Raw genomic sequence first — 22489 nt, 5'->3', positions numbered from 1 at the left:
CCCCAAGCCGCTGCGCGGCTTGCGAGTGAAGCGAGCCGCGTTGCGGCTCGCGGTGGCGCGTTGCGCCACCGAGGCTCCCCGCGTTGCGGGGAGCTCGATCCGCGTTGCGGATCGGAAAGAAGTGGGAGCCTCCCGCGTTGCGGGAGGCGTCCGATCCGCGTTGCGGCTCGGACCGGGGCCGCCTTGCGGCCCGCCGGCAGCACGAAGTGGGCCGTGGGGTGAGGGAGTTCCTCCGTCGGAGGAGGCGCGGGCTCCCCGCGTTGCGGGGAGCAACCGATCCGCGATGCGGATCGGTACAAGCGGCGGGCCGCAGAGGTGGGTTTCGGCCGGCATCGTTTCCGTCATGACCGAACCGAAGCCCCGAACGGTACTCCGCCTGCGTTTCAAGGAGTCCGTCGCCGATCCCGCAGACCCCGATGCCACGTGCCGCGAACTCGACCTCCGAGCGGACCTGTTGACGTTCGAGGACGGCACCACCACGTTCTGGCTCGAGGGAGTCGAGGTGTGCGACTTCCCCTCCTCCTCACTCGGCTCGGTGGAACTGATCCCCGCCCGGGACACGAGTGTGGGACAACCGGCTTCACGCACGGACGAGGCCGCGGACAAGGCCTACTCCGTGGAGGAGATCCGCACCCGCCACGCCAACGCCTACCAACGATGGACCCCCGAAGACGAGCAGCTGCTCCTCGAACTCCACGCCGCCGGCCACGGCCTGGTCGAACTCGCCCGACGCTTCGACCGCCAACCGAGCGCGATCCGCTCACGACTGGGGAAATTCGGCGTACCCGAACCGCGGTGAAACACGATCGCGTACCACTCCCCCGCCCCGCGCACGTGACCGCGGCGCGACGGGAGGATCGGCGCACGACTCGAAAGGTGGGTGCGTCGTTGATGTTTTCCTTCAACAGGATTGAAGATCGAGGTGACTCAAGCATGACTCAAGTAGACTTTGACGTATATCGGGAGTCCTGTCGGGCGTTCCGGAAGTGACGACAAGGAGGGTCGGTGCGCGAATTCGCCCCACGGCCGCGGCCGCACCAGGTCGAGGCCGTCGACGCCGCGGTGCGCGGCCTGGAGGGCCCCGTACGCCCCGGGGGCAACCGCGGGCTCCTGGTCTCGGCCACCGGAACCGGCAAGACGCTGATCGCCGCCGAGACCGCCAGACGCCTCGCCCCCACCGGCGGCACCCTCGTCCTGGTCCCCACCCTCGATTTGCTCACCCAGACCGTTACCGCCTGGCGCGCCCTCGGGCACGAAGAGGCCATGCTCGCGGTGTGCTCCCTCGAGGGCGACGATGCGCTCGGCGCAGCGGGCGTGCGCGCCACCACCAGCGGGCCCGGCCTCGCCCTGTGGGCCCAACAGCACGGCTGGTACACGGTGTTCGCCACCTACGCCTCGCTCGGCGCGGTGATTCACGCGCACACCGGGCCCTACGGGATCCCCGCCCTTCCGGCGTGGAGGCTGGTGCTGTGCGACGAGGCCCACCGCGCGGCCGGACACGTCGACAAGAGTTGGACCGACATCCACGACAACACCCTCGTCCCGGCGCAGCGGCGGCTGTACATGACCGCCACACCCCGCATCTACGAATCCTTCAAGGGGCGGCGCAGGCGGCGGCGCGGCGAACGACGCGGGGGCGGTGTCGGGGGTGGCGCGGGTAGGCAGGGGGCGTTGTTCGAGATGGGGTCCGGGGGCGCGGCGCGGGGCGCGGGCGACGGTCTCGAGCACCACGTCGAACCTCACACCGGATCACACATCGAGCTTCCACCGATGCCCGACGGCATCGCATTCGATCTCGATTCGGAAGACGAGTATTTCTCGCCGAAAATGCAAATCGGAATGATCAACGGAACCGGTGAAGTGTCCGTTTCATCTGATGAGGTGTCAGATGATGGGGGCTACGACACCGGTGACGGTGAGACGGCGCGGACCCGGCCGGCCGGGGTCCCGCGGATTCCCGCGCTTCCCGAGGAACTCGCGGTGTCCATGGACGCGATCGACATCTACGGCCCGAGGATCTTCCACTTGGGGCTCGCCGAAAGCATCCGACGCGGCCTGCTCGCACGGTTCGTGGTGCTCGTGGCCGACATCCGGGACGCCGAGCTCAACCAGGCTCGACGCGACGCCCGCAAGGCGTTGGACGAGAAGAGCCCCAAGGCGCCGATGCTCGTCGAGGCATGGCGCGGCAAACGCCTCGCCGCCTTGCAGACCGCACTCCTGAAGACCGCCCGCGAGAACGATCTGCGGACCGTCATCACGTTCCACCACCGCGTCGCCGAGGCCGAGGCCTTTGCGTTGGGGCTTCCGGATGTCGGCCGGCGGCTGCGTGCCGAACTCCCGGACCAGGCCCCCACGGACGTGCGCGCCGAATGGCTGCACGGGGACCACCCGGCCGAGCATCGTCGGCGGGTCCTCGGCCGGTTCGCCGAACCCGGAGTGTCGGGTGACCTGTCGGTGGTGGCAAACGTGCGGATCCTCGGCGAGGGGATCGACTGCCCGGCCGTCGACGCTGTGGCGATTTTCGATGAAATGTCCAGCGTCGTGAGCATCACCCAGGCCCTGGGCAGGGCCCTGCGGCAGAAACCGGGGCAGGGCAAGGTCGCCGCCATCATCGTTCCGGTGTTCCTCGACGACCACGAACACCCCGACGACATGCTCCTGTCGGATGGGCACCGGTACCTGATGACCGTCCTTGGGGCGCTGCGCGCCCACGCCCCCGAACTGGTCGAAGCACTCGCCGTCCCCCAAGCACGGGCACACGGCGCAGCACGGGCGGTCGCCGAGGACGGGACCGACGACGACGCGGACGAGGCGGCCGGCGGCGGCGCGGCGGCAGGTGGTGTGGTGGTGGGCGGTGAGGGGGCCGTCGGGGGCGTGGGTGGGGTCGTGGAGGGCGCGGGTGGGCCGGTGGGTCCGGATGGGTCGGACGGGGGCGTAGAGGCGGAGACGCAGCCCCTCCTGCGGTTCTCCAGCCCGCGTGACCCCGCGGTCGTCGCGGACTTCGTGCGGCTGCGGGTGATCGACCCGGACGAACGCGACTGGGTCCGCGGCTACCTGGCCGCGCGGCGGTTCCTGCGTGCGCACGGGCACATGAGGATCCCCCTCGACGCACGCGACGAACACGACCACGACTATCCCCTCGGGCAGTGGGCCGCGGTGCAGCGCAGGGAGTACGCCGCCGGGCGGCTCGACGCCGGCCGCGTGCGCAAACTCGTCATGCTCGGGATGGTGTGGTCGCATCCCGACGCGGCGTTCGAGGACGGGCTCGCCGTCGCACGGCGGTATGTCGAGCGTGTGGGGCACCTCGCCGCACCACAAGGCGCCGTCCAGGACGGCGTACGGGTGGGTCAGTGGCTCGCCAACCAGCGGCGCGCGGGGGTTTTGGACGCGCGCCCCGAACGCCGCCGGGCCCTGGAGGAGTTGGACCCGTGGTGGAAGCCCGACGGGTGGACCATCGCCTGGCAAAGGGCTGCCAACGAAGTACGACTCTTCCTCGAGCGCGGCGGGGCCCTCGACGAACTCGCGCCCGGGCACGTCGCCGGCGGCCAGGACATCGGCACCTGGGCGCAGCGGCACCGGCGAGCAGCCGTGCGGGCGGGGCTGCAGCCCGGACAACTCGAACAGCTCGACGCACTCGGCATCCACCCCGAATGCGACGGCGGCGCAGCGGAGGGTGATGGTGGCGGCGCGGCACGGGGCGGTAGCGGCGCAGCGGGCGGCGGCGTGGAGAGCGGCGCGGTGGCTGCGGGCGACGGCGTCGGCGGCCCTGTGGCCGACCGCGACGGGGCACGGGCGCAAAGGCGCGGGCGGGGCGCGTGGGAGACCGGGTTCGCCGCGGCCGTCGCCTACCGCGAACGCGAAGGCGATCTCGAAGTTCCCCGCGCGCACGTGGAGACCGTGGCGACGCAGACGGCGACCGGACCCGGTGGTGGCGCGGGCAAGGGTGGCGGTGCCGTCGAGGTCCGGCTCGGCAAGTGGGTCAACAACCAGCGCACCCGGCGGAGTTCGTTGAACGAGGAACGGGTGCGGCTGCTCACCGAACTCGGCATGCGGTGGTGAGGGGCGGTGTCGGCCGAGGGTGTTCGAGTTCGGTGAGTGTGAGATTCGCAGTGGGATCGAGGGGGTGGTGTCAGTAGAGGTGGCTGGGTCTAATTGCCGGAGCCGAGGCGGCTGAAGGCCCAGCGGAGCACCTCCTGGTCGACGTGGGTGCGGCCGGTGCGTTCGAGGGCGGTGTGGGTATGGGCGGTCAGGCGGGCCCAGTTGCGGAAGTTGCCGTGGGCCGCGTGCTGGTCCGCGTAGGCGATGACTTCGGGGTCGGCGTGGGCCCAGATGGGGTGGTAGAGCGGGATGACGTCCTGGACCTCGTCGGAGGTGAGGCGGGTGAAGCGCTGCCAGATGAAAATCCGGGAGGACAGCATCGGCTCCTTGCGCAGGGTCTGGTGACAGCCTTCTCCTCCCACGAAGACGATCGCGAGCCGGGTGTAGGGGTCGTCCCAGATGTAGCGGACGTATTCCAGTTGATCGCTGGAGAGCCACTGTGCCTCGTCGAGGACGAGGGTGCGGGGGTGGGCGGCGAGTTCGGTTTTGAGGAGGTGGTCGAACTCGCCGGCGTAGCGCGGGGGCCGGCCCGGGAGTCCGAGGCTGGTGAACAGTTCGTGGCGCACCGCGCGGGTGGTGGGACGGGCGTGGAAGGTGATGCGGTGGATGTCCTCGCCGGGATCGAGTTCGCGCAGACAAGTGGTGACCGCCACCGTCTTGCCGAAGCCGGCACCGCCGTGGATACACGTCATCGCGCGGGCAGCAATCGTGTCGGCCAGGTTCTCCCGCACGGTCAGCAGCGCGCGGGTGGTCACCAGGCGCGCGTCGGGCAGGCAGACGTACTGGTCGGTGTGGGCGGGCGGCAGGCGAGGGGTCATGGGGTGTCCTCTTGGGCGGGGGTGGGTGCCGGGTCGATGGGCCGGACGCGGGCTTTGAGCGTGTCGGGGGTGGCCCAGTCGGCCGGTGGCGGTGCGGGTGGGATCAGGTCGGGCAACGCCAGCGCGGTCAGGTCGCCGTCGTGGTGGCGGGCCAGTTCCCGGGCGGCCTCGGCCGCGGTCAGGGCGTCCAGGCGCTGTGCGTCGGCAGGGGTGGACGTGGCGGCGAAGCGGTCGTGGCGGAGCTGTTCGGCGGCTTTGGCCTCGGCCCGCAGGCGGCGGGCGCGGGCCGCCCGGGCGTGGCGTAGTGCGGCGCGTTGTTCGTCGGTGGCCTGGTCGGCGAGGTGGGCGGTGCCCAGGCGGCGGCCGTCGGGGGTGCAGACCTCGATCTCGTGGGTGTGGTGGGGCATGAACCGCACCCTGACCTCGCGGCCGGCCTGTCCGGTCATCCAGTCGGCGATGTAGTCGCGGTTGCGGAAGGCCACTCCGTGGCTGGTGATGACGCGGGGGCGGGCGTCGTCCTCGAGCGTGAAGGACCACACGTCCGCGGCCGGGACGTCGTTGAGCGGGGTCGGGTCAGCGCTCCAGGCTTGGAGCGGGGTACGGCCGTTCAGGGCGGCGGGGTGGTGCTCGGTGTTCCACCAGGTCACCCAGGCCAGCAGTTGCTCGGTGAAGTCGCGGAAGGACAGTGTCGGGCCGGCGGGTGTGCGGTCGGGTCGTCGGCGGGGTTGTTTGGGGGTGTGGCCGGGCAGGGCGGCGAACAGCATCCGCTCGACACAGTGGTTGAGGTTCTCGATGCCGCCTTTCAGGTGCGGGCTGTAGGGCGGCAGGACGGTGATGTCGGCGTCCAGGGCGGTGAGCGCGGTGGTCACGGTGCGGGAGAGGAAGTCTCTGCCGCGGTCGAACCGCACGTGCTCGGGCAGGCCGCCGAACGGGCCGTAGGGGTCGGTGCGCACGATCGCGGAACGCAACGCGGCCAGGACCGAGGCCCGCGTGGGGTGGCCGGGGGTGACGGCGACGCCGGTGATCGCCTTGGTCGCGCAGTCGATGAACCAGGTGATGTACGGGTGGACGAGGTCGCCGTCGGCGGTCACCCGCAGGGAGGCTGGGACGTGGTCGGCTTCCCAGGTGTGGTTGCGCCAGGTCCGGGGGCGTTTGGCGAATACGTCCAGCGCGCGGGCGGCTTCCGGGCCCTTGCGGTGGCCGGCACGCTCCCCTGCGGTCAGATCCCGACGGAGCGCGCGCAGGAACGTCGACAAGGACGGCACCGGATCCAGCACCGGCACGGCCGTCGGCGGTGCGCCGCCCGGGAGCGGCATCCCGCTCGGCGGGGGCGGTGGTGAGGCGGCGTCGCCGGCCGGCGTCCCCGGACTGGTGGCCGTACGGGCGCGGGCGACGAGTTCGCGGTGGACCGCGGAGGCGTTGCCGCGCCAATAGGCCAGCAACACCCGAATTTCCGGGGTGATCTCGAACCGATCGCCATGGCGGGCGCCTGGGTGTGTGGCGGTTTCGGGTGTGGTGCCGGCGTCGGCCAGCCATCGCCACACCGTGCGCTCCGATACTCCCAGGCATTGCGCCGTCGTACGGACGTGGTTGGTGGTGAGCGCGCGTCGGGAACGCAGGCCCAGAAGGCTTCTCACGGCCGGCGCCCGCAACGTCGTCCGCGAAACGGCTTCGAGCCCTGGTGAGGCAGCAGGGGCGGAGCGGGTCTCGTCGGCCGGCGGTTGGGTTTCGCTCGAGCCCATGTCTCGTCCTTCGATCGCGGGTGCGGTACGCGGCGCGGCGTGTCGTCACAAGGGCGGGCCCAGGCGGGAACAGGCCCAGGTCAGCAGGGTGTGGTCCACGTTCCTGCCGGGTTCGTGATGGCGGGCCGCATACAGGTGGGACGTGATCTTCGCCCAGGAACGGAAGTTCCCCCGCGCGTGCGCCTGGTCGGTGTGGAGCAGGTCCTCGTCGGCCACGGCATCCCACAACGGGTGGAACAGGCGCAGCACGCCCGGGACTTGAGACGTGTCCAAACGGGGCACCTGCTGCCAGGTCAGGACGCGGGAGGCCAGCGCGGGAGCTCGGGCGAGGGTGCGCTCGGCACCCGCTCCACACAACACCAACGACGTCCGAGTGGTGGGGGCGTCCGCCAGGAGGCGCAGGTAGTCCAGCTCGGGAGCGGCGATGCGCTGGACATCGTCGACGATCAGGACGCCCGGCTCCTTCAGCGCGTCGACGAGCACGCGGTCGGCCGCGTCGGTGCGGTTCGTCAGGTGGGTGGCCGGCAGGCCGAACGCGGTGAGCAGCGCGGCCCGTAGTTGTGGCAGCGCGGGTTTGACCGCCACCTGCGCGCGATGGACCGGGACCCGCCTGGGCAGCAGACGCAACGCCTGGTGAACGGCGACCGTCTTGCCGTGCCCGGTGTCGCCGTACACGCAGGCGATCCCGCGGGCGGCGACGGTATGGACGAGTGCTTCGGCGACCTGGCCGAGTTGGCGTGTCGACACCAGGTGCGCGCCGGGCGCGTACAGCCGCACACCGTCATCGACGGGTTCCGGCCCCGCGATCGGATCGGTCCCCCGAACGGCTTCGGCGGCCGGGACCGGCGGTGTGGGCCGGCCCTGTTCGTCCACGGTTCCCGGAAGTGCCAGATCGGCCAACGCGCGGTCGTAGCAGTCCACGGCCGACCCGTGGATCGGACGGGCGATCCCGAGCACACGTGGCGAGTGGAGATCACGACGGACCGCGTGATAGAGCGTCGTCAACGACACCATCGGCTTCGTGTTCGGCTCGTCCTCGGCGCGGGTCGCGGCCCGATCGCTCATCCAGCGGTGCAGGGCTCTCACATTCCCGCCCAGGTCCGCCAGGCATGACCAGAGCGTGTCATCGAGAGTGAACCGGTCGCGTCCCGGCGGGTCCACACGACCCGACCCGCGCGCTGCCGCCAACCAACGCCACACGGTGCGCTCGGACACACCCACCGCGTCCGCGGCGACCGCCACATGCGCGCGGGAGACACCACCCGCTTCCGCCACCGCGAGCAGACGCCGCACCACCATCGGCCGCAACACCACGGCCGCGCTCGGCACACCAACAGAAGGATCCACCGACGACATGGACCGACTCTTCGCCATGCCGGCCAGCACATACCGCGCCCCGGATCCCGAACACAGGAATGGGCAACTCCATGACAGAACAACCCGCTTGTGTTAGGCACCCGACGTCAGTCGATGGTCACCCCCGTGACAGTCGAAACGGTCACGGTCATCCACACCCCGACCAGCACACAAACACCCACACGACACCCGCACCCCACTGACGACCAACCACCACCACCACAACACACACTCACACGCGCGGTCATGGTGGACGAGGCGGTGGGGTGGTCGGGCGTGCCGGCATCGGTGGCCAGGCCATGCGCGGTGCTTGCGGCGAGGGATCGGGCGATGCGGACGAGGCGGCCTCGACTCGCGGTGGTCGTGGCGGATGCCGGCTACGGGCAGAACGCGCTGTTCCGGGCCGGGTTGACCGAACGCGGGCTCGACCACGTGGTCGCGATCCGCGCCGACGCCGACAGGCGAACCTCGACGTCGCCGTCAGGGCCGCCCTCGGGAACGAGGCGAGCGGCGCCTCGGGTTGGGCGGCCCCGATCGGATCCGGTGCACCGGGGTGATCCGGCTCGTTCCTCCCCGACTTGCTCAGCGGGCCTGGGGATCGCCCGGTGCCCAGCGCGTCGCCCGGCGGCACTTCGGCAAATCCTTCGGACCGTTCGCGTCGCGCGGGGACGCGGAAAGCGTGCGGCCGTCGGGAGTGTGGACGCAGTCGTCCGCACTCCGAGCCGTGCCCGGAACGAAGTCCCAGAGCAGCGCACCCGACGCGTCGTACGCGCGAAGCCGCTCGTCGTCGTTCACGGGTTCGTTCGGACGGCGCGACGAAGCCGAGACGTACCAGACCCCGCCCGCCATCAACGCGTCCTGCTCGCCTCGACCGACGTCCATGGTGATCCGGCTGACGGCACCGGTGTATCGGCCCCACGCGCTGGTCGTCCAGTTCCCGGCGAGCGAGTTGCCCCCGCCGCCGCCGTAGTCGACCGGGCCGTCGATCCAGGTGGTGTCCCGAGGGTCGCCCTCCGGGGACGGAATCGACGTCGGGTCCGCTTCGCCTCCGCACCCCACGAACCGGGCCCGGTCGTCGACCGCGATCGCGAAGTACTCGTCCGGCCGACCCGACCGTGGTGTCCGCACCGCCAGGTAGGGGCGGAACTTTTCTGCCAGTTCGGTCTGTGGGCGGCCCTCGGGGTTGGGTACGGTCCGCACGCAGTCGGCCACGAACTTGCGGGCGAGTGGTTCCGACATCGCCCGGTCCGCCGGTACCGGAAGCATGTTCCTCGACAACTCGGGCAACATCGCCGTGCTTGCGGCGGGAGACGGGGACGGCGCGACGGAAGCCGCAGTCGACCTGTGCGGTCGGGCATCGCCGTGGGGCAGGGCCACGGCGACACCGGCCACCACGGCGGCGGCCGATGCGGCGGCGATCAGGGGGACACGGTGCCGCGCGAGGAATCCTCGCCGGGGCGCGCCGGAACGCCTCGGGCCGGCGGCGCCGATCTCGATGGGGACGATCGTGTCGACGAAGGCGTCGGCGTCGTCGAGGGCGTCCGCGTCGTCGAGCAGGGCCAGTACCTCGGCCCGGCGTGCGGCGTGTGCCCGCAGATCCCGGTCGGCGGGCGGGTGGTGGGGGCTCGTCATCGGGACACGTCCTTCACGCGCGAAGACGGACGATCGGTCGCGGCAAGATCGCCGGCGGGCGGAGGGAGCGCGGCCACGAGGTCGCGCAGGCGGGCGCGGGCCCGGTGCAACCGGGACTTGACCGTGCCGACGGCCACGCCCAGGACCGCGGCCACCGCCTCCTGGGACAGACCGCTCCAGACGCACAGTTCCAGCACCTCGCGTTCGCGTTCGGGCAACGCGGCAACCGCACGGAGCACGCTCGCCATCGCGCGTTCGTCGTCCAGTCGCGCGGCCACCTCGTCCGCGTGATCGGGAGCAGCCGGCGGGGGTGGGAGTCGGGCCTGCAGCGCCCGGTAACGTAACAGCGCCCGGCCGCTGTTCGCGGCCATGTTGCGGGCGACCCCAAGCAGCCACGGCAGCGCGCTGTCCTGAAACAACACGACCTCCGCCCGGATCCGCCACGCGTGCAGGAACACGGCGGAGGTCAGGTCCTCGGCGTCGGCCCACGAGCCGGTGCGCCGAAAAAGGAAATTGTGCACCGCGCGCGCATGGCGATCGAACAGGTCACCGAACGCGGAGCGTTCGCCCGCGCAAGCCCTGTCCCACAAATCGCGGTCGGTCTCGGTGGAGATGTTCACACCCCTACATGTGCGCAACCCACCCGGGGGTTCCCACTACCGTGCCGGAAAAGACCGTGCACCCGCCGCGAAGGGTTCTCGCCGCGGCGGCACGGCCGGGCAGCCGTCGCAACCGCCCCGGAAGCCGCGACCCGGACGCGCCGAGGATCGACCCACCCGACCACACCGACACCACCGACGGGCCGGCACCCGCCGAGGGCAGACTCGCGGCAGCACTCGCGAACGCGATCGTATCCGTCGACCCGCGCGGCGACCTCGGACAGGCCGTCAAGATTCCGGAGGGCGCGACATCCCGCGAGGACCCCGCCGCGACGCCCGCCGGACGAGCCGAGGCACACGCGTACCTCACCGAACCTCACATCCGCCTCGACGACTTCGCCCGCGCCCCCGAACAACCGGACGAACCAGCACGCCTGCACCTCTCGCCGACCGACCGCGAAGCCGCCGCAGCCGCACTCGCCGCAGCCGGAGAACTCCGCGCGAGCACCGCCGCCGTCCGGTCCGATTCCGATCGATGACAGCACGCACGAAGCCCACTCGGCCGACCGACCGCAAGACATGCGGCCGCGGGGCCGATGTCGGGCGCGTGCGCATGCCCGGGATGGTGTGGAACCACCCCGACGCCGCCTTCGAAGACGGTCCGGCCACCGCCCCGCGCCGGGCACGGCGCCACGGACACACCGCCGCCCAACAGGCAGTCGTCCAAGGCGGCGGGAGGGGCGTGGAGGAGGGCGGTGCGGTTGCGGGTGACGGCGCCGCGGCCGCCCGGGCACCCAGGCGCGGCCGGGGCGCGTGGGAGACCGCGTTCACGGCGGCCGTCGCCTACCGCCAACGCGAAGGCGACCTCGAAATACCCCGCGCGCACGTCGAGACCGTGGCGGTGGAGACGGCGGCCGGGGCCGAGAGCGGCGCGGGCGGGGGCGGCGGGGTCGTCGAGGCGCGGCTCGGCAAGTGGGTCGACAACCAGCGCAGCCGGCGGAGTTCGTTGGGCGAGGAGCGGGTGGGGCTCCTCACCGAACTCGGCATGCGGTGGTGAGGAACGGGGGCGGGGGCGGCGGGGTCGTCGAGGCGCGGCTCGGCAAATGGGTCGACAACCAACGCACCCGCCAAAGTTCGCCGAACGGGGAACGGGTCCGGCTCCTCACCGAACTCGGCATCCGCTGGTGAAGGGGCGGGGGCGGCGGGTCGGGGGGTTCGTGTTCGGTGGGAGTGAGGTCGGGGGTGTCGGTGGAGGTGGTGGCTGGGTCTGGTTGCCGAAGCCGAGACGGCCGAAGGCCCGGCGGAGCACCTCTTGGTCGACGTGGGTGCGGTCGGCGCGTTCGAGGGCGGTGTGGGTGGTCGGGTGGGGCCGGTCGCGGAGGCTGCCGTGGGCTGCGTGTTGGTCCGCGCGTCGGCGGTGTCGGCGGGGTCTGCGTGGGCCCGGATGGGGTGGTAGAGGGGGATGACGTCCTGGGCCTCGGTGGGAGTGAGGCGGGTGAAGCGCTGCCGGATGAAGATCCCGGAGGACGGCATCGGCTCCTTGCGCAGGGTCCGGCAGCGGCCTTCTCCTCGTGCCCGATCTCGAGTTGCATGCCCCCGGGTAACCGGAGTGGGCGGCCCGTGGCGAGCCGGGCCTTCGTCTCGGGGGAAGTGTTCGACCCGGCGACGGGATCCGAGGCGGTCGCATGGCACGTCACGGCCCGGCCGGGACCCGGGCGATGGGTGCCTCGGCCGGGCCGGTCGAGGGCCCGTGGGGGTGTGGGTGATTCGACCTTTCGGGTGGGTGCGTCGGGTTGTGTGTCGGATTCTGATTCCGGTGTGGCGTGGTGGGTAGGGGCGTTCGGCCCTGGTTTGTCGGGGGGCTCGGGGTTGTGGGGGTGAGGGGGCGGCGCTACTTTTCGATGCCCTGGGCGAGTCTGCGGCCCAGGGGGTCGTAGGCGGCGAGGGTGTAGTGCGGGTGGCCCGAGAAGGTGAAGGCGAAATAGCGGTGTGCGGTGCCCACATCGGTGGGGACGGCCCGGAACTCGGTGCCGTCGTCCAGGCGCAGCACGACCACGGACACCTCGTCGGAGGCGACACCGACGATGGAGCCGAACGTGTCCCCGAACGGGCCGCCGGCGTAGTTGAGATGGCCGATGCCCGTTCTCGGATCGCCGACGAGGACCTGGGGTGCGGAGCCGCAGGTGAATCCGGCGGCGCGGCCGTCGAGTTCCCCGTTCGCGCATTCCGTGCCGTCCGGGCGTCGATGGACCCGCACCGCCCAGGAATGCCCGTCGATCGTGCCCTGACCGACCAGGTCGGCGGGCGCGCCGGGGGGGGCCGTACCCGCCGACACCCGCACCGCCCGGTCCGATCCCGGGTCGAGCACCCCGCACACCTGCACCGCCGGCCCGATCAGCAGGGCCGCACCCACGACCGCGCCGATCGCCCCCCGACGCCGCCGCCGGGTGCGCCGGCCGGCCGCGACGATCGCCTCCCAACCCGGCTCGCGCACGTCCAGTGCGTCGAGTTCCGCGGTCAGCTCTTCCCTGAGTCGCACACTCCCCTCCGTCATGACCGCGTCCCCTCGTGCTGCCGTGGTTCCGGCGACGCCAGCGCCGCCGCGTCCGGATCGGCCCGCAGTTGAGCCAGGCCCCGATACGCCTGGCTGCGTACCGTCCCCACCGAGCAGCCCATCGCCGCCGCGGCCTCCGATTCGGACAGGTCCTCCCAATAGCGCAGGACGACCGCCGTGCGCCGCCCGGCCGGCAGCCGGGACAACGCGGTGATCAGCACGCTGCGAGTGACCGCCCGCTCGGTCTGGTCCGGGACGGGGGCCTCGATCGTGCGAAGGGACAGGAACTGGGCCACGCGCCGCCGCCGGTTGCGCGAGACGAACGTGTTGACCAGCATGCGGCGCAGATACGCGTCGGGGTTGTCGGCGCGGTTCACCCGACACCACGACGCGTACACCTTGGCGAGTACGGTCTGCGTGAGATCCTCCGCGTCGCCGACGTCTCCGGTGAGCAGGACGGCGGTGCGGACCAACCCGGCACGTCTGGTCAGTACGAATGTTCGAAATTCTGCCTCTTCGTCACTGTTCAGGACGCTCACTCCTTCGCGACCGATGATGCTTCGACCCTTCGACGCCCGGTCGAGGCGGAATCCATGTCGTCGTGAGGCAACGAGTTTCGGCGCGGGCGTCGAGCACGGTCGCGCGCAGGGCAGGATTTCGGGCGCCTCGCCGGTTCTTCGCCGGCCGGGTGCCGGAGGTGCCCGAGGCGTTCGGGTGCCGGGGTGCCGGAGGTGTCCGGGGTGCCGGGGTGCCGGAGGTGTCCGGGGTGCCGGAGGTGTCCGGGGTGCCGGAGGTGTCCGGGGTGCCGGGGTGCCGGAGGTGTCCGGGGTGCCGCGACCGTCGGGCGGCCGAGGGGTGATGGTCCGGGTCGTACCCGAAGTAGCGCGGCCGGGTCGGCGCCGGGCCGGCCGGGCTCGGCCGGCGGGGGTCGCACGGGGCGGCCGGGACGGTGACGCGCAGGCCGTGGCGCAACGCCCGCAGGTTCCGGAGGCGGTGGCGGCACGGCGGCGGTGGGCCGGTGTGGAGCGGCGGGCGGCGCGGGGTGGGGTCGATGCCGGGGAGGTGTTCGGCATCGCGTGGGCGGTGGTGTGCCGGCGGTGGGAGTCGGCGCTGTCGTGGGAGCGGGAGGAGATTCGGCCGCGGCGGGTGCGCGCGGTCGCGGGCGGGGACGCCGGGGGGCGATTTCGAGTGTGGCGGGTGGTGGGGCGGGACGCGGTCGTCTTCCCGGGGGTGGTCGCGGTGGCGGACGCGTTGCCGGATCCGGTGATGGCGGAGCGGTTGTGGCGCGATGGCGATGCCGGGCGGCCTCGGGTATTGCGGGTGGACGGGGCGTTCGGCCGCGAGCTGGGGGTACGGGTCGGGCGGGCGTGGCTGGGGCCGGTGGTCGCGGTCGAGGACGGCGGGCCCTTGATCGCGTGGATGGGCGCCGTCATCCGCAGGCGCCGCGTGGGAGCGGGGATGGGGCCTGGTCGGTCCGGGTGTGAACTCGGGTGGTGGTGGGTGTTACCAGGCGGTGATTTGGAGGATGTAGACGCGTTCGTGGCGTGGGATGACCTGGTAGACGAACATGCCGTTCGCGACCAGGGCCGTGCCGCCCTGGGGTGATATTCCCTCGTAGGTCTCGCCGTGGAGGTAGAGCGCTTCGGCGGCGCGGACGAGTTCGGCGGCCTTGGCCTCGACCTGGACGATCAGGACCGGTGGGGCGTCGGCGGTCACGTGGGGTTCGTCGGGTTCGTACTCCCAGGCCCAGGTCACGCGGTGGCCTCGCGGGCCTCGGTGAGGACGGCGAGGAGTTCCGCGCGCGCGGACTGCCAGGCGGGGTCGTGGCGTTCGAGGGTTTGCAGGGTCTGCTCGGCCGTGTGGCGGCGGGTGAGGAGGTCGGGGCGGCGTTCGATCTCGACCTCGCCGGCCCACACCGTCAGCCAACCTTGGATCGGGCCCAAGTGCGCGGTTTGGGCGGCGAGTTGGAAGGCTTCGTTCTTCTGGCGTTCCATCTCGGGCAGGCGGTGGGGGGCGACGCGGGCGAGGGCCACGCGCAGGGCGTCGGGAGTGCGCTCGGGGCGGGGCAGGAGTTCGCCGTTCGGCAGCGGTGTGGTGGGCTCGCTCATGCCGCGTCGTCCTCTCGGTGGGCGGGGGGTACGTGGCCGGTCGCGGTCAACGTGGTGGTCAGGTGTCCGTCGACGTAGCCGCCGAGGAGCAGTTCGCACAGGACCGGCATGGATTTCACGCCCGCCGCCGCGCGACGGTGGTCGGCACGCGACCATACGTGGTGGGACAGCGGGCCCGTGCGGCATCCCGTGCGAGGGGCGCCGTCGCGGGTCGGGCCCAGGGAGCGGCCCGGGGGTGGGGTCACCGTCACCCGGCCGTCCGCGAAGGCGTCCAGGAGGGCCTCGAGCACCGGGGTGAGGTCCAAGGCGTCGTCGCCCGCCCGTGCGCGGGCTCGTCGCCACACACCCGTGTCCATCCACACCAGACGCTCACGCGCACCGTCCGCGGGGTCTTCGACCGTCCCGCGAGGCACATGGGCGTGGGTGGCGGTGTCGGTGGCGTCCGGTGGCATGGCGTCGTCTCCCGTCCCGCGGCAGGCTCTCACGAACCCGCCACAATCCTAGATGCACCACATCGAGCCCCGCAAATCTCCCGAGCACACGCCGGCAACCTTCGCGTCCGACCCCGGACGGCGCCCGGGGCGCGGGTGGCGAGTGGCCGACGACGAGGTCGTTGCCTGGGACGACAGGACGACAGCGCTGGGGCGGCTGGTTCGAGACACGGCGTGCGGATGTCGTGTCGACGAGTTCCCGACCCCATCGAAGTCGCCGCTCGCACGGTCCACCGCGAGCGGGATCGTCTGTGGGTCGGATCCGTGCGTGCCGGGTACCGGGCACGGTTCATGCGCGGCGGTGACGCCAGTGTTGGTGAACCTTGAGAACCTCGAGGGCCCATGCGGCACGCTGCCGTGTCACGGCGGCCTCGGCGGGGCGGCCGAGATGTTCGGCGACGAGAGGGTAAAGCGGATCCATCTGTCGGTCTCCCACGGTCACCAGGGCGCACAACAGGGGTTCGTCGGGAGCCTCGCGATCGTCGTCGACGAGCCACAACAGCGCGCCCCGATCGTCGCGGCGCAGTCGGGGCAGTCGTGCCTCCTCGCTCAGCCTTGCCCAGGTCGTAAGAGACCCGCGGTGCGCGACGCGGGTCAGGATCGGCCGCAGTCGGGTGGCGAGTTCCAGGAGCCGGCCCATCTCCGGCGGCGCCGGTGCGGCGGGCCGTGGGGGCTCGGGGCGGTGGTGGGAGGTGGTGCCGGGCGCCACCCGCCCCGGCGTGGGCACGGGGCGGACTGTGCGGGCCTTCTCCCGCCAGGCCGGGGCATCGACGCTCCGTCGGTGGGTGATCAGTGCGACGCGTTGGCGTCGTGTGGTGTGTTGTGGGACCTCGGCGGCCCGCTGCCACGCCAACGTGGTCAGTTCGTCGACGGCGCTCGAGTCGTATCGGGCGACGGCGGCGTCGAGCCTGCGCAGGATGTCGTTCAGGTCGCGCATCACCAGGGCGACCTCCCGCGCGGACAACACCGGCGCGCCGACCGCCCGACTGCGCAGGCCCACTCCCCAGTCGTTCCCACCGCTGAGACGGACGCGATGCGCGGCCACGATCCTCCTCGACGTCGCTCCCCCGGCCCCGGTTGCGATGTCCATCGTGCCGGCGACGGGGTGGAAGGCGCCGGCGTTCCGGCAGCGACGTGCGCAGCCGGCTTCGGGAGCAAGGCGTCGAACGGGCGCTCCCAGGGCGGGGTTTACCGAACGCGGCACCACGCGAGCGGGGTGCGAGGCGCGGGAAACCAACCGCGAAACATCCCACCACCAGCCCGGACGCATCCTCACCGTTGCACGTGCCGTTGGACACGCCCCGGTCCGGCGACGACGGCCGACGCGGCGACGCCGGTACCGAACGGGCCCGCACCCGGGAGGCGAGACGTCTGCGACCCCGACCGACATGAACAAGCGCCGACGCCCTGACCTTCCGGGCAACGATCGACGGCCGCCCACCATCCGCGCCCAGTTCCCCGAACTCGCCGAGACCGCCTCCCACGAGCGGATGTCCCACCTCGGTTTCCTCGCCGAACCGCTGATGTCCGAGTGCGACGACCGGGCCCGGCGCTGTTCGGGGACGGCACGGTGGGGCGGCCCGAACGTAACCATCGCCGTCGACGTCGCCACCCGGGCCATCCCGGCGGCGGTGCTGCGCCCCGGCGGGACACCGGCCGTGGACGCGGCGCTGCCGCTCACGGAGACGGCCGTCCCTCACCCGGCCCGGCCCACCTGGCCCGACACACTGCGCTTCGCCCTCGTGGGTGCTCCCCCACGCCCGGTCGATGTCGCTGGACGAGCGCCTGCAAGGCGCGGCGCCGTGTCCGTTCGCGATACCGGAAACGATCCTCGTGGATCAAGGGAAGGTCTTCGTGTCGGGGGCGTTCACCGCGGCCTGTGAGACGTTGGGAATCGGTGTCCAGCCGGCTCCGCCGTTCGCGCCGACGGCAAGGGCATCGTGGAGCGCACCTTCGGATCGATCAACTCCCTGTTCTGCCGACACCTTCCGGGATACACCGGCTCCGACGCCGGCCGGCGTGGCACGGATGTCGAACGTGAGGCGTGCTTCAGCGTCGCCCGGTTGCAGGACCTGCTCGACGAGTGGCTCGTGCACCGGCACCAGCGTCCGCACCAGGGGCTGCGGCATCCGGTGATGCCGAGGGTCGCGTCGACGCCGAACCGGATGTGGGCCGCGCCGGTCGCGGCGTACGGATACGTGCCGGTACCGCTGAACGGCGGTGACTACCTCGAGTTGCTGCCGGTGCGATGGCAGGCCGTCACCGAACGCGGGATCCGCATCGACCACCGCACCTACGACCACGAAGTCCCGGGCCCGTACCGGGGTCAGCCCTCCGGCGTTGTCGCCCGGGGCGGGAAGTGGGAGGTCCGCCACAACCCCCACGACGGCCGTCGGGTGTGGATCCGCCTGCCCGACGGCGAGTCGACGCGGATCCCCTGGATCCACCGCGACCACACCCACCACCCGTTCGACGAACGCACCCGGCGGTACGTGCGTGCCACCGTCGGGGCCGTCACACCAACGCGGACGTCCACGAAGCGAACCTCGCGGAAGCCCTCGACCGGCTCATGCGCCGTACCCGCGCCGGAGGGGCCACCCGCACCGAACAACGCCTCCTCGCCCGCGGCACACCCATCCGGATTCCCCCGCCGGCGCGTTCCGTGCACGAAGGGCGGGGGCAGGACCCCGGCGGCACCGTCCCGGGGACGGGTGAGGACAGTCTCGACGAACTCGACGACGGCCTCGACGAATCACCGCTCCCGGACCCCGACGAAGACGAGGACGAGCCCGGCTCCCCCGCACCGCCGTACACGGGGTACGGGCTCTACGACGCCCACGAGGAGGCCATGAAATGGTGAGCCCCGGGGTGCACTCGGGCAACGGCCCCAGTGGCGAGGGGTGGACGCGACGGAACAATCCCGGCCGGTCACCACCCGGCAGGGCCGGCGGAACTTCGTGGCCGCGCCGGCCCCGACACCGCCCGAACCCGATGCCCCGCCACGCAGTCGGGAGGAACACCCGGCCTACCACTGCGCGTTCGCGTGCGTCCGCACCCCGACCGGCGACACCCTCGCCACCAACATACGCACGCTGATGATCCCGGGCCGCCACCAACCGACCACCGCACGACCAGCATTGATCACCGGCGGCTCCGCCGCGGCCGGGAAGACCACCGCCCTGCACCCGCGTGCCACCTCGCCGATGCCGCCCGACGCGGCGCGGGGGGTGCAGGGGCGGAGGGGCGGGTGCCGGTGGCGCACGTCCTCGCGCCACCGGGCGCGACCGCGAACGCCCTGGACGCCGAGTTCGCCCGCTATCTCGGTGCCCCCGTCACCACCCGGATGACGCAGGCACAGATCACCGAGGCCGTCTGCCACACCTACGACCGGGCTGGCGTCCGGTTGGTCCTCATCGACGAGAACCCGCCGCCTCAACCCGAGCACCACCACCGGCGCGGAGACCGCGGATCTGTTGAAAGACCTCGCTGAACGCATCGGCGCGGCGTTCGTGTACGCGGGCAGCAACGTGACCGCCACACCGTTGTTCGCCGGGGTACGCGGGGCCGGGCTCGCCGGACGGGCCTCGCTGATCGAGTGCGGGGCCTTCCCCGCACGGCTCGGCACACGCGAACCGTTCAAAGAGTGGATCGCCGGCGTGGAAACCGCCCTCGACCCGAACGCACACCGCGCCGGGGCACCACCACCACCTCGCGCCCTATCTCCACCAACGCACCGCCGGACGCATCGGCAGCCCCCTCCCGCCTCATCCGCCAAGCCGCCATCACCGCCATCGACGACAGCACCGAACGCATCACCACAACCAACCTCGACCGGACCCGCATCGACCACACCGCCGAACCCGACACCGCCCCACTACCGGGTCCCACACCCGGACGGTAGACCGCCACCCCGCCCCCGCGACCAGGGCAAAAGCCCGCGACCAGCACAAACACGGTTCAGACCTTTGGACCCGCAGGGCTATGTGCAACACACCCGGATGTTCTCAACCAACCCACAACACCCCAACCCACACCACCACCCACACACCACCCACCACCCCCGGAATCACAGCGGCGTGCGGTTGGGCGAGGCGATGCCCGGGTCCGCTGTCCGGGGCCATCGGATTTCTCGCCCCCGGAGGCCGGTCACTGTTCGTTGGCTGGGGGAGGAGCCTCGGCGTCGGGTTCGGGCGGGGCGGGTTGTTCGGCGGTGGTCGGGGGCGTCCACCGCGCTCCGGTACGCAGGCGGAAGGCGGCGACGGCGGCCTCCACGGTGGGGAAGAAGTGCCGGGGATCGATGGTGCGGGTGAGCCCGTACCGTTCGATCTTGCGTCGCACGGGGTCTTTCAACTCGGCAAACACAAGGTGTGTGTGGTTCGCGTTGAGCGTCTCGTCGAGCTCCTCCAGGATGTCGGCGGCGGTGGTGTCCACGTCGGTCATCGCCTCCGCCGCGACCACAATCCAGCTCGCCCGCGGGTCGGCGCCGGCAAGTCGCCTGATCTCGTCACGGAAAGCTTTCGCGTTGGCGAAGACGAGCGGGGCATCGAAACGGTAGATCACCAGGCCGGGGAGCCGGCCTGCCTGCGGGTAGGAGCGGACGTCGTGGAAGCCCTCCAGGCCCGGGACCCGCCCAAGGACGGTGTTGTACGGCCACCAGGTGCGTCGGAAGACGTTGAGGACGGACAGGGTCACGGCGATGGCGATCCCGGGCAACACGCCGAGTACGGCCACGCCGACGAAGGCCACGAAGCACAACATGAACTCCGCCCGGCGCTGCCGCCACAGCCGTACTGTCCCGGGGATGTCGGCCAGGGAGAGTGACGCGGTGACGACCACGGCCGCGAGGGCCGGCTGGGGGAGGTTGCGGAACAGGCCCGGAGCCAGCACGAGCATGAGGACGATGAGCGCCGCTCCGACGACCCCGGTCAGCTGACTCCTGGCCCCGGCGCGCTCCGCCACCGCCGTACGGGATCCACTCGTACTGACCGGAAAGCCCTGGAAGAGACCGGCCGTCAGGTTCGCGACGCCGACCCCCGCCATCTCCTGGTTGCCGCGCACCTCCTGGCCCGTGCGGGCCGCGAAGGCGGACGCGTTGGAGATCGTGTCGGCCAGGGACACCAGGGCGATACCCAGCGCACCGCCGAACAGCGGCGCGAGGTCGGCGAGCCGCATCGTGGGCACGGTGAACGGCGGGAAGCCCTCGGGGAGTTCTCCGACCAGGCCGACACCGTGCTCGCCCAGGTCGAAGACGGCGGCCGCGGCGATCGCCAGGACCACCATCACGAGCACCGCGGGGACCTTCGGCAGAAAGCGCTGGAGCACCAGGATCAGGACGAGACCGCAGCCGCCAACCGCGGCGGCGGCGGGCACCACCGCCCCGTCGGCCAGTTGCCGAACAAGGCCGACACACTCGCGGATCAGGTTGTCCGCCTCGACCTTGAACCCGAGCAGCTTGGGCAGCTGACCGATCAGGATGGTCAGGGCCAGGCCGTTCATGTAGCCGATCATCGTGGGTTTGGAGATCAGATCGGCGATGAAACCGAGCTTCGCCACCGACGCCAGGATCATGATGGCCGCCACCATGAGCGCGAGTGTCGATGCCAGAGCGATCGCCCGCTCGGGGTCCCCGTCGGCTGCCACCAGGGGCAGCACGGTGGCGGCGATCATCGGACCCAGCGAGGAATCAGGGCCCAGCACGAGGATCCGGGACGGCCCGCACACCGCGTACCCGAGCAGGCACAGGATCGTCGTGTACAGGCCGGTGATCGGCGGCAGACCCGCCAGTTCGGCGTACGCCATGCCCTGCGGCACCAGCAGCGTGGTCAACACGATGCCCGCGACCAGGTCCTTGACCAGCCACTCGCGCCGGTAGGACGACACCGCACGGATCCCGGGCACAGCCCGCAGTCGGGAGAGCGGTCCGTTGCTCGAGCGCCGGGTGGTCACCGACCGTCCTTTCCTCCTGCGCCGCTGTTTCCGGTCCCGCCCGATCGGTGTCGACTCGTCAGACGCCTCTCGACCAGCGGGTCAGGAGCTTGCCCGGTTCCCACAGGAGCAGAAGCACGACGGCGGCCGGCGGCGTCCCAGCCGAATTTTCACGCGTTGATCCGCGTTGTCCCGATGATGGGGCGGAAGCCGTCCAGTTGGGTCACCGACACCGCGAGTACGAAAACTGGGCCAGTGCCACCCGGTTCATCTGCCGGCTGTCAAAGGTGGACGTCGCCGGCACTGAGTCCGTCTCGCTGCGACACTCGAACGCGGCCACGATCAGACGCAGCGCGTAGGCGGTGAACGCGATCGGCCGACAGGGTCGTTCGTGATCGACGCGCGCGGGACCGTCAGGCCGCACTCGGCCACACGGCCGCAGCGGCAGCGGCCCACTCGGCGTCCGCGGTCCGGCCCGAAGACGGCAACCAACCGTCCGTTGACCGTGGCGATGCCGCCGCCGTCCGTGTCGGCGGATCCCGCGCTCGTGAACGTAGGACAGCCTCGACCCTCGGAGGCGGATCCGCGAGCACGAGCCGTCCACCGGGCGACCCGGTCGTCCCCCTCGCCATCGACACACGCCCGAACCCCACGACCACCGTGCCGGACCCGGGACCGCGCCTACAACACGGTGATCGAGTCCGCCTGCGGCCCCTTGGCCCCCTCGACCGTCGTGTACTCGACCTTGTCCCCAGGATTCAACTCCAACCGACCCGCGGCCACGCTGTGATGCACGAACACCTCCGGGCCGCCGCCGTCGGGCGTGATGTACCCGAAATCCTTCTCATCGTGATATGTCCTCACCGTTCCGGTCGCCATCGTCGTCCGCCGCTCGCTCGCCGTCCGCGGCGCCCAATGCGCCGACCGCGCCCACACCGGGCACCGGCACTCCTGCCCGTGCCCACACTCCGCCCGGCCGACGCCACAACCGGCGGCGTATCGGCCCCACACCACCCGTTCGGACGCCCACCGGCCCGCGTTTCGCAGGCGGGTCCGGCAGCGGTCCGCGGGTGCGGGTGCGGGTGCGGGTGCGGGTGCGGGGTGGACGAGCCGTACGTACGACGACCCGACGGTCGCGCCGACGCCGGCCGCGAGACCCGCGCCCG

At 71.8% G+C, this 22489-nt stretch carries 20 protein-coding genes and 1 pseudogene; 7 read left to right on the top strand and 14 right to left on the bottom strand.

Annotated features, from left to right (window positions below; genetic code table 11):
* The first annotated feature begins 343 nt into the window (after positions 1 to 343).
* Together ACFRCG_RS03860 and ACFRCG_RS03855 are read left to right on the top strand one after the other, a co-directional pair.
* Complete coding sequence (locus ACFRCG_RS03860) at positions 344 to 799, top strand: helix-turn-helix domain-containing protein (protein ID WP_380028431.1); 456 nt, start codon at positions 344 to 346, stop codon at positions 797 to 799.
* Between the two features lie 206 nt (positions 800 to 1005).
* Positions 1006 to 4059 carry a Helicase associated domain protein gene (locus ACFRCG_RS03855; RefSeq protein ID WP_380028429.1) on the top strand — a complete coding sequence of 1018 codons (3054 nt, stop codon included), beginning with the start codon at positions 1006 to 1008 and terminating at the stop codon, positions 4057 to 4059.
* An 89-nt stretch (positions 4060 to 4148) separates the two neighbouring features.
* Here the strand turns inward: ACFRCG_RS03855 and ACFRCG_RS03850 are convergent, their stop codons facing one another.
* From ACFRCG_RS03850 to ACFRCG_RS03840, 3 genes are all read right to left on the bottom strand, one after another.
* Positions 4149 to 4916, bottom strand: coding sequence for an AAA family ATPase (locus tag ACFRCG_RS03850; RefSeq protein WP_380028427.1), 768 nt, complete (start codon positions 4914 to 4916; stop codon positions 4149 to 4151).
* The gene (locus ACFRCG_RS03845; RefSeq protein WP_380028425.1) at positions 4913 to 6553 is read right to left on the bottom strand and encodes a Mu transposase C-terminal domain-containing protein; all 1641 of its coding nucleotides are present in this window, start codon (positions 6551 to 6553) and stop codon (positions 4913 to 4915) included. Before ACFRCG_RS03845 ends, ACFRCG_RS03850 begins: the two co-directional genes overlap by 4 nt.
* Before the next feature lie 150 nt (positions 6554 to 6703).
* Complete coding sequence (locus ACFRCG_RS03840; protein ID WP_380028423.1) at positions 6704 to 8032, bottom strand: AAA family ATPase; 1329 nt, start codon at positions 8030 to 8032, stop codon at positions 6704 to 6706.
* 96 nt (positions 8033 to 8128) lie between these two features.
* Here ACFRCG_RS03840 and ACFRCG_RS03835 point away from each other — a divergent pair.
* A pseudogene (locus ACFRCG_RS03835) lies at positions 8129 to 8569 on the top strand (transposase); the annotation flags it as partial.
* Between the two features lie 27 nt (positions 8570 to 8596).
* On the opposite strand, the gene ACFRCG_RS03830 reads toward ACFRCG_RS03835, so the two are convergent.
* Entirely contained in the window at positions 8597 to 9646 is a 1050-nt protein-coding gene (locus ACFRCG_RS03830; protein WP_380028421.1) for a hypothetical protein, read from the bottom strand.
* On the bottom strand, positions 9643 to 10266 hold the full coding sequence (locus ACFRCG_RS03825; protein ID WP_380028419.1) for an RNA polymerase sigma factor: 624 nt from the start codon (positions 10264 to 10266) through the stop codon (positions 9643 to 9645). Before ACFRCG_RS03825 ends, ACFRCG_RS03830 begins: the two co-directional genes overlap by 4 nt.
* A 41-nt stretch (positions 10267 to 10307) precedes the next feature.
* Between ACFRCG_RS03825 and ACFRCG_RS03820 the strand changes: the two genes are divergently transcribed.
* Together ACFRCG_RS03820 and ACFRCG_RS03815 are read left to right on the top strand one after the other, a co-directional pair.
* The gene (locus ACFRCG_RS03820; RefSeq protein WP_380028417.1) at positions 10308 to 10784 is read left to right on the top strand and encodes a hypothetical protein; all 477 of its coding nucleotides are present in this window, start codon (positions 10308 to 10310) and stop codon (positions 10782 to 10784) included.
* Positions 10781 to 11302, top strand: coding sequence for a helicase associated domain-containing protein (locus ACFRCG_RS03815; protein ID WP_380028415.1), 522 nt, complete (start codon positions 10781 to 10783; stop codon positions 11300 to 11302). The genes ACFRCG_RS03820 and ACFRCG_RS03815 overlap by 4 nt, the downstream gene beginning before the upstream one ends.
* 834 nt (positions 11303 to 12136) lie before the next feature.
* Here the strand turns inward: ACFRCG_RS03815 and ACFRCG_RS03810 are convergent.
* The 7 genes from ACFRCG_RS03810 to ACFRCG_RS03780 all read right to left on the bottom strand — a co-directional run bounded on the left by ACFRCG_RS03810 (position 12137) and on the right by ACFRCG_RS03780 (position 17527).
* The gene (locus tag ACFRCG_RS03810) at positions 12137 to 12784 is read right to left on the bottom strand and encodes a hypothetical protein (protein WP_380028413.1); all 648 of its coding nucleotides are present in this window, start codon (positions 12782 to 12784) and stop codon (positions 12137 to 12139) included.
* Between the two features lie 11 nt (positions 12785 to 12795).
* On the bottom strand, positions 12796 to 13272 hold the full coding sequence (locus tag ACFRCG_RS03805; protein ID WP_380028411.1) for a SigE family RNA polymerase sigma factor: 477 nt from the start codon (positions 13270 to 13272) through the stop codon (positions 12796 to 12798).
* 1030 nt (positions 13273 to 14302) lie between these two features.
* Positions 14303 to 14554: a hypothetical protein gene (locus ACFRCG_RS03800; protein ID WP_380028409.1), complete on the bottom strand. Its 252-nt coding sequence runs from the start codon at positions 14552 to 14554 to the stop codon at positions 14303 to 14305.
* The gene (locus ACFRCG_RS03795; RefSeq protein ID WP_380004723.1) at positions 14551 to 14907 is read right to left on the bottom strand and encodes a hypothetical protein; all 357 of its coding nucleotides are present in this window, start codon (positions 14905 to 14907) and stop codon (positions 14551 to 14553) included. Before ACFRCG_RS03795 ends, ACFRCG_RS03800 begins: the two co-directional genes overlap by 4 nt.
* A complete protein-coding gene (locus ACFRCG_RS03790) occupies positions 14904 to 15359 on the bottom strand; it encodes a hypothetical protein (protein ID WP_380028407.1) in 456 nt (151 codons plus the stop codon). The genes ACFRCG_RS03795 and ACFRCG_RS03790 overlap by 4 nt, the downstream gene beginning before the upstream one ends.
* A gap of 328 nt (positions 15360 to 15687) precedes the next feature.
* Entirely contained in the window at positions 15688 to 16443 is a 756-nt protein-coding gene (locus tag ACFRCG_RS03785) for a hypothetical protein (protein ID WP_380028405.1), read from the bottom strand.
* 793 nt (positions 16444 to 17236) lie between these two features.
* Positions 17237 to 17527, bottom strand: coding sequence for a hypothetical protein (locus ACFRCG_RS03780; protein ID WP_380028403.1), 291 nt, complete (start codon positions 17525 to 17527; stop codon positions 17237 to 17239).
* 440 nt (positions 17528 to 17967) lie between these two features.
* On the opposite strand from ACFRCG_RS03780, the gene ACFRCG_RS03775 reads away from it, so the two are divergent.
* Positions 17968 to 18258 (top strand): hypothetical protein, encoded by a 291-nt coding sequence (locus tag ACFRCG_RS03775; protein ID WP_380028402.1) that lies wholly within the window; start codon positions 17968 to 17970, stop codon positions 18256 to 18258.
* Positions 18259 to 18645: 387 nt separating this feature from the next.
* Entirely contained in the window at positions 18646 to 18888 is a 243-nt protein-coding gene (locus tag ACFRCG_RS03770) for a TniB family NTP-binding protein (protein ID WP_380028400.1), read from the top strand.
* 656 nt (positions 18889 to 19544) lie between these two features.
* Here ACFRCG_RS03770 and ACFRCG_RS03765 read toward each other — a convergent pair.
* Together ACFRCG_RS03765 and ACFRCG_RS03760 are read right to left on the bottom strand one after the other, a co-directional pair.
* Positions 19545 to 21344, bottom strand: a complete 1800-nt coding sequence (locus tag ACFRCG_RS03765; RefSeq protein ID WP_380028398.1) for a SulP family inorganic anion transporter — start codon at positions 21342 to 21344, stop codon at positions 19545 to 19547.
* 660 nt (positions 21345 to 22004) lie between these two features.
* Positions 22005 to 22202, bottom strand: a complete 198-nt coding sequence (locus ACFRCG_RS03760; RefSeq protein WP_380028396.1) for a cold-shock protein — start codon at positions 22200 to 22202, stop codon at positions 22005 to 22007.
* Positions 22203 to 22489 lie beyond the last annotated feature (287 nt).

The sequence above is a fragment of the Embleya sp. NPDC056575 genome (genome assembly GCF_042793325.1).
Lineage (GTDB): Bacteria > Actinomycetota > Actinomycetes > Streptomycetales > Streptomycetaceae > Embleya.
This window is presented reverse-complemented; position numbering and strand designations above follow the sequence as displayed.

Coding starts and splice junctions, on each gene's coding strand:
- ACFRCG_RS03860 (WP_380028431.1), top strand. CDS start 344: ATGACCGAACCGAAGCCCCGAACGGTACTCCGCCTGCGTTTCAAGGAG.
- ACFRCG_RS03850 (WP_380028427.1), bottom strand. CDS start 4,916: ATGACCCCTCGCCTGCCGCCCGCCCACACCGACCAGTACGTCTGCCTG.
- ACFRCG_RS03840 (WP_380028423.1), bottom strand. CDS start 8,032: ATGGCGAAGAGTCGGTCCATGTCGTCGGTGGATCCTTCTGTTGGTGTG.
- ACFRCG_RS03830 (WP_380028421.1), bottom strand. CDS start 9,646: ATGACGAGCCCCCACCACCCGCCCGCCGACCGGGATCTGCGGGCACAC.
- ACFRCG_RS03815 (WP_380028415.1), top strand. CDS start 10,781: ATGACAGCACGCACGAAGCCCACTCGGCCGACCGACCGCAAGACATGC.
- ACFRCG_RS03795 (WP_380004723.1), bottom strand. CDS start 14,907: ATGAGCGAGCCCACCACACCGCTGCCGAACGGCGAACTCCTGCCCCGC.
- ACFRCG_RS03790 (WP_380028407.1), bottom strand. CDS start 15,359: ATGCCACCGGACGCCACCGACACCGCCACCCACGCCCATGTGCCTCGC.
- ACFRCG_RS03780 (WP_380028403.1), bottom strand. CDS start 17,527: ATGCCGCAGCCCCTGGTGCGGACGCTGGTGCCGGTGCACGAGCCACTC.
- ACFRCG_RS03775 (WP_380028402.1), top strand. CDS start 17,968: ATGCGCCGTACCCGCGCCGGAGGGGCCACCCGCACCGAACAACGCCTC.
- ACFRCG_RS03760 (WP_380028396.1), bottom strand. CDS start 22,202: ATGGCGACCGGAACGGTGAGGACATATCACGATGAGAAGGATTTCGGG.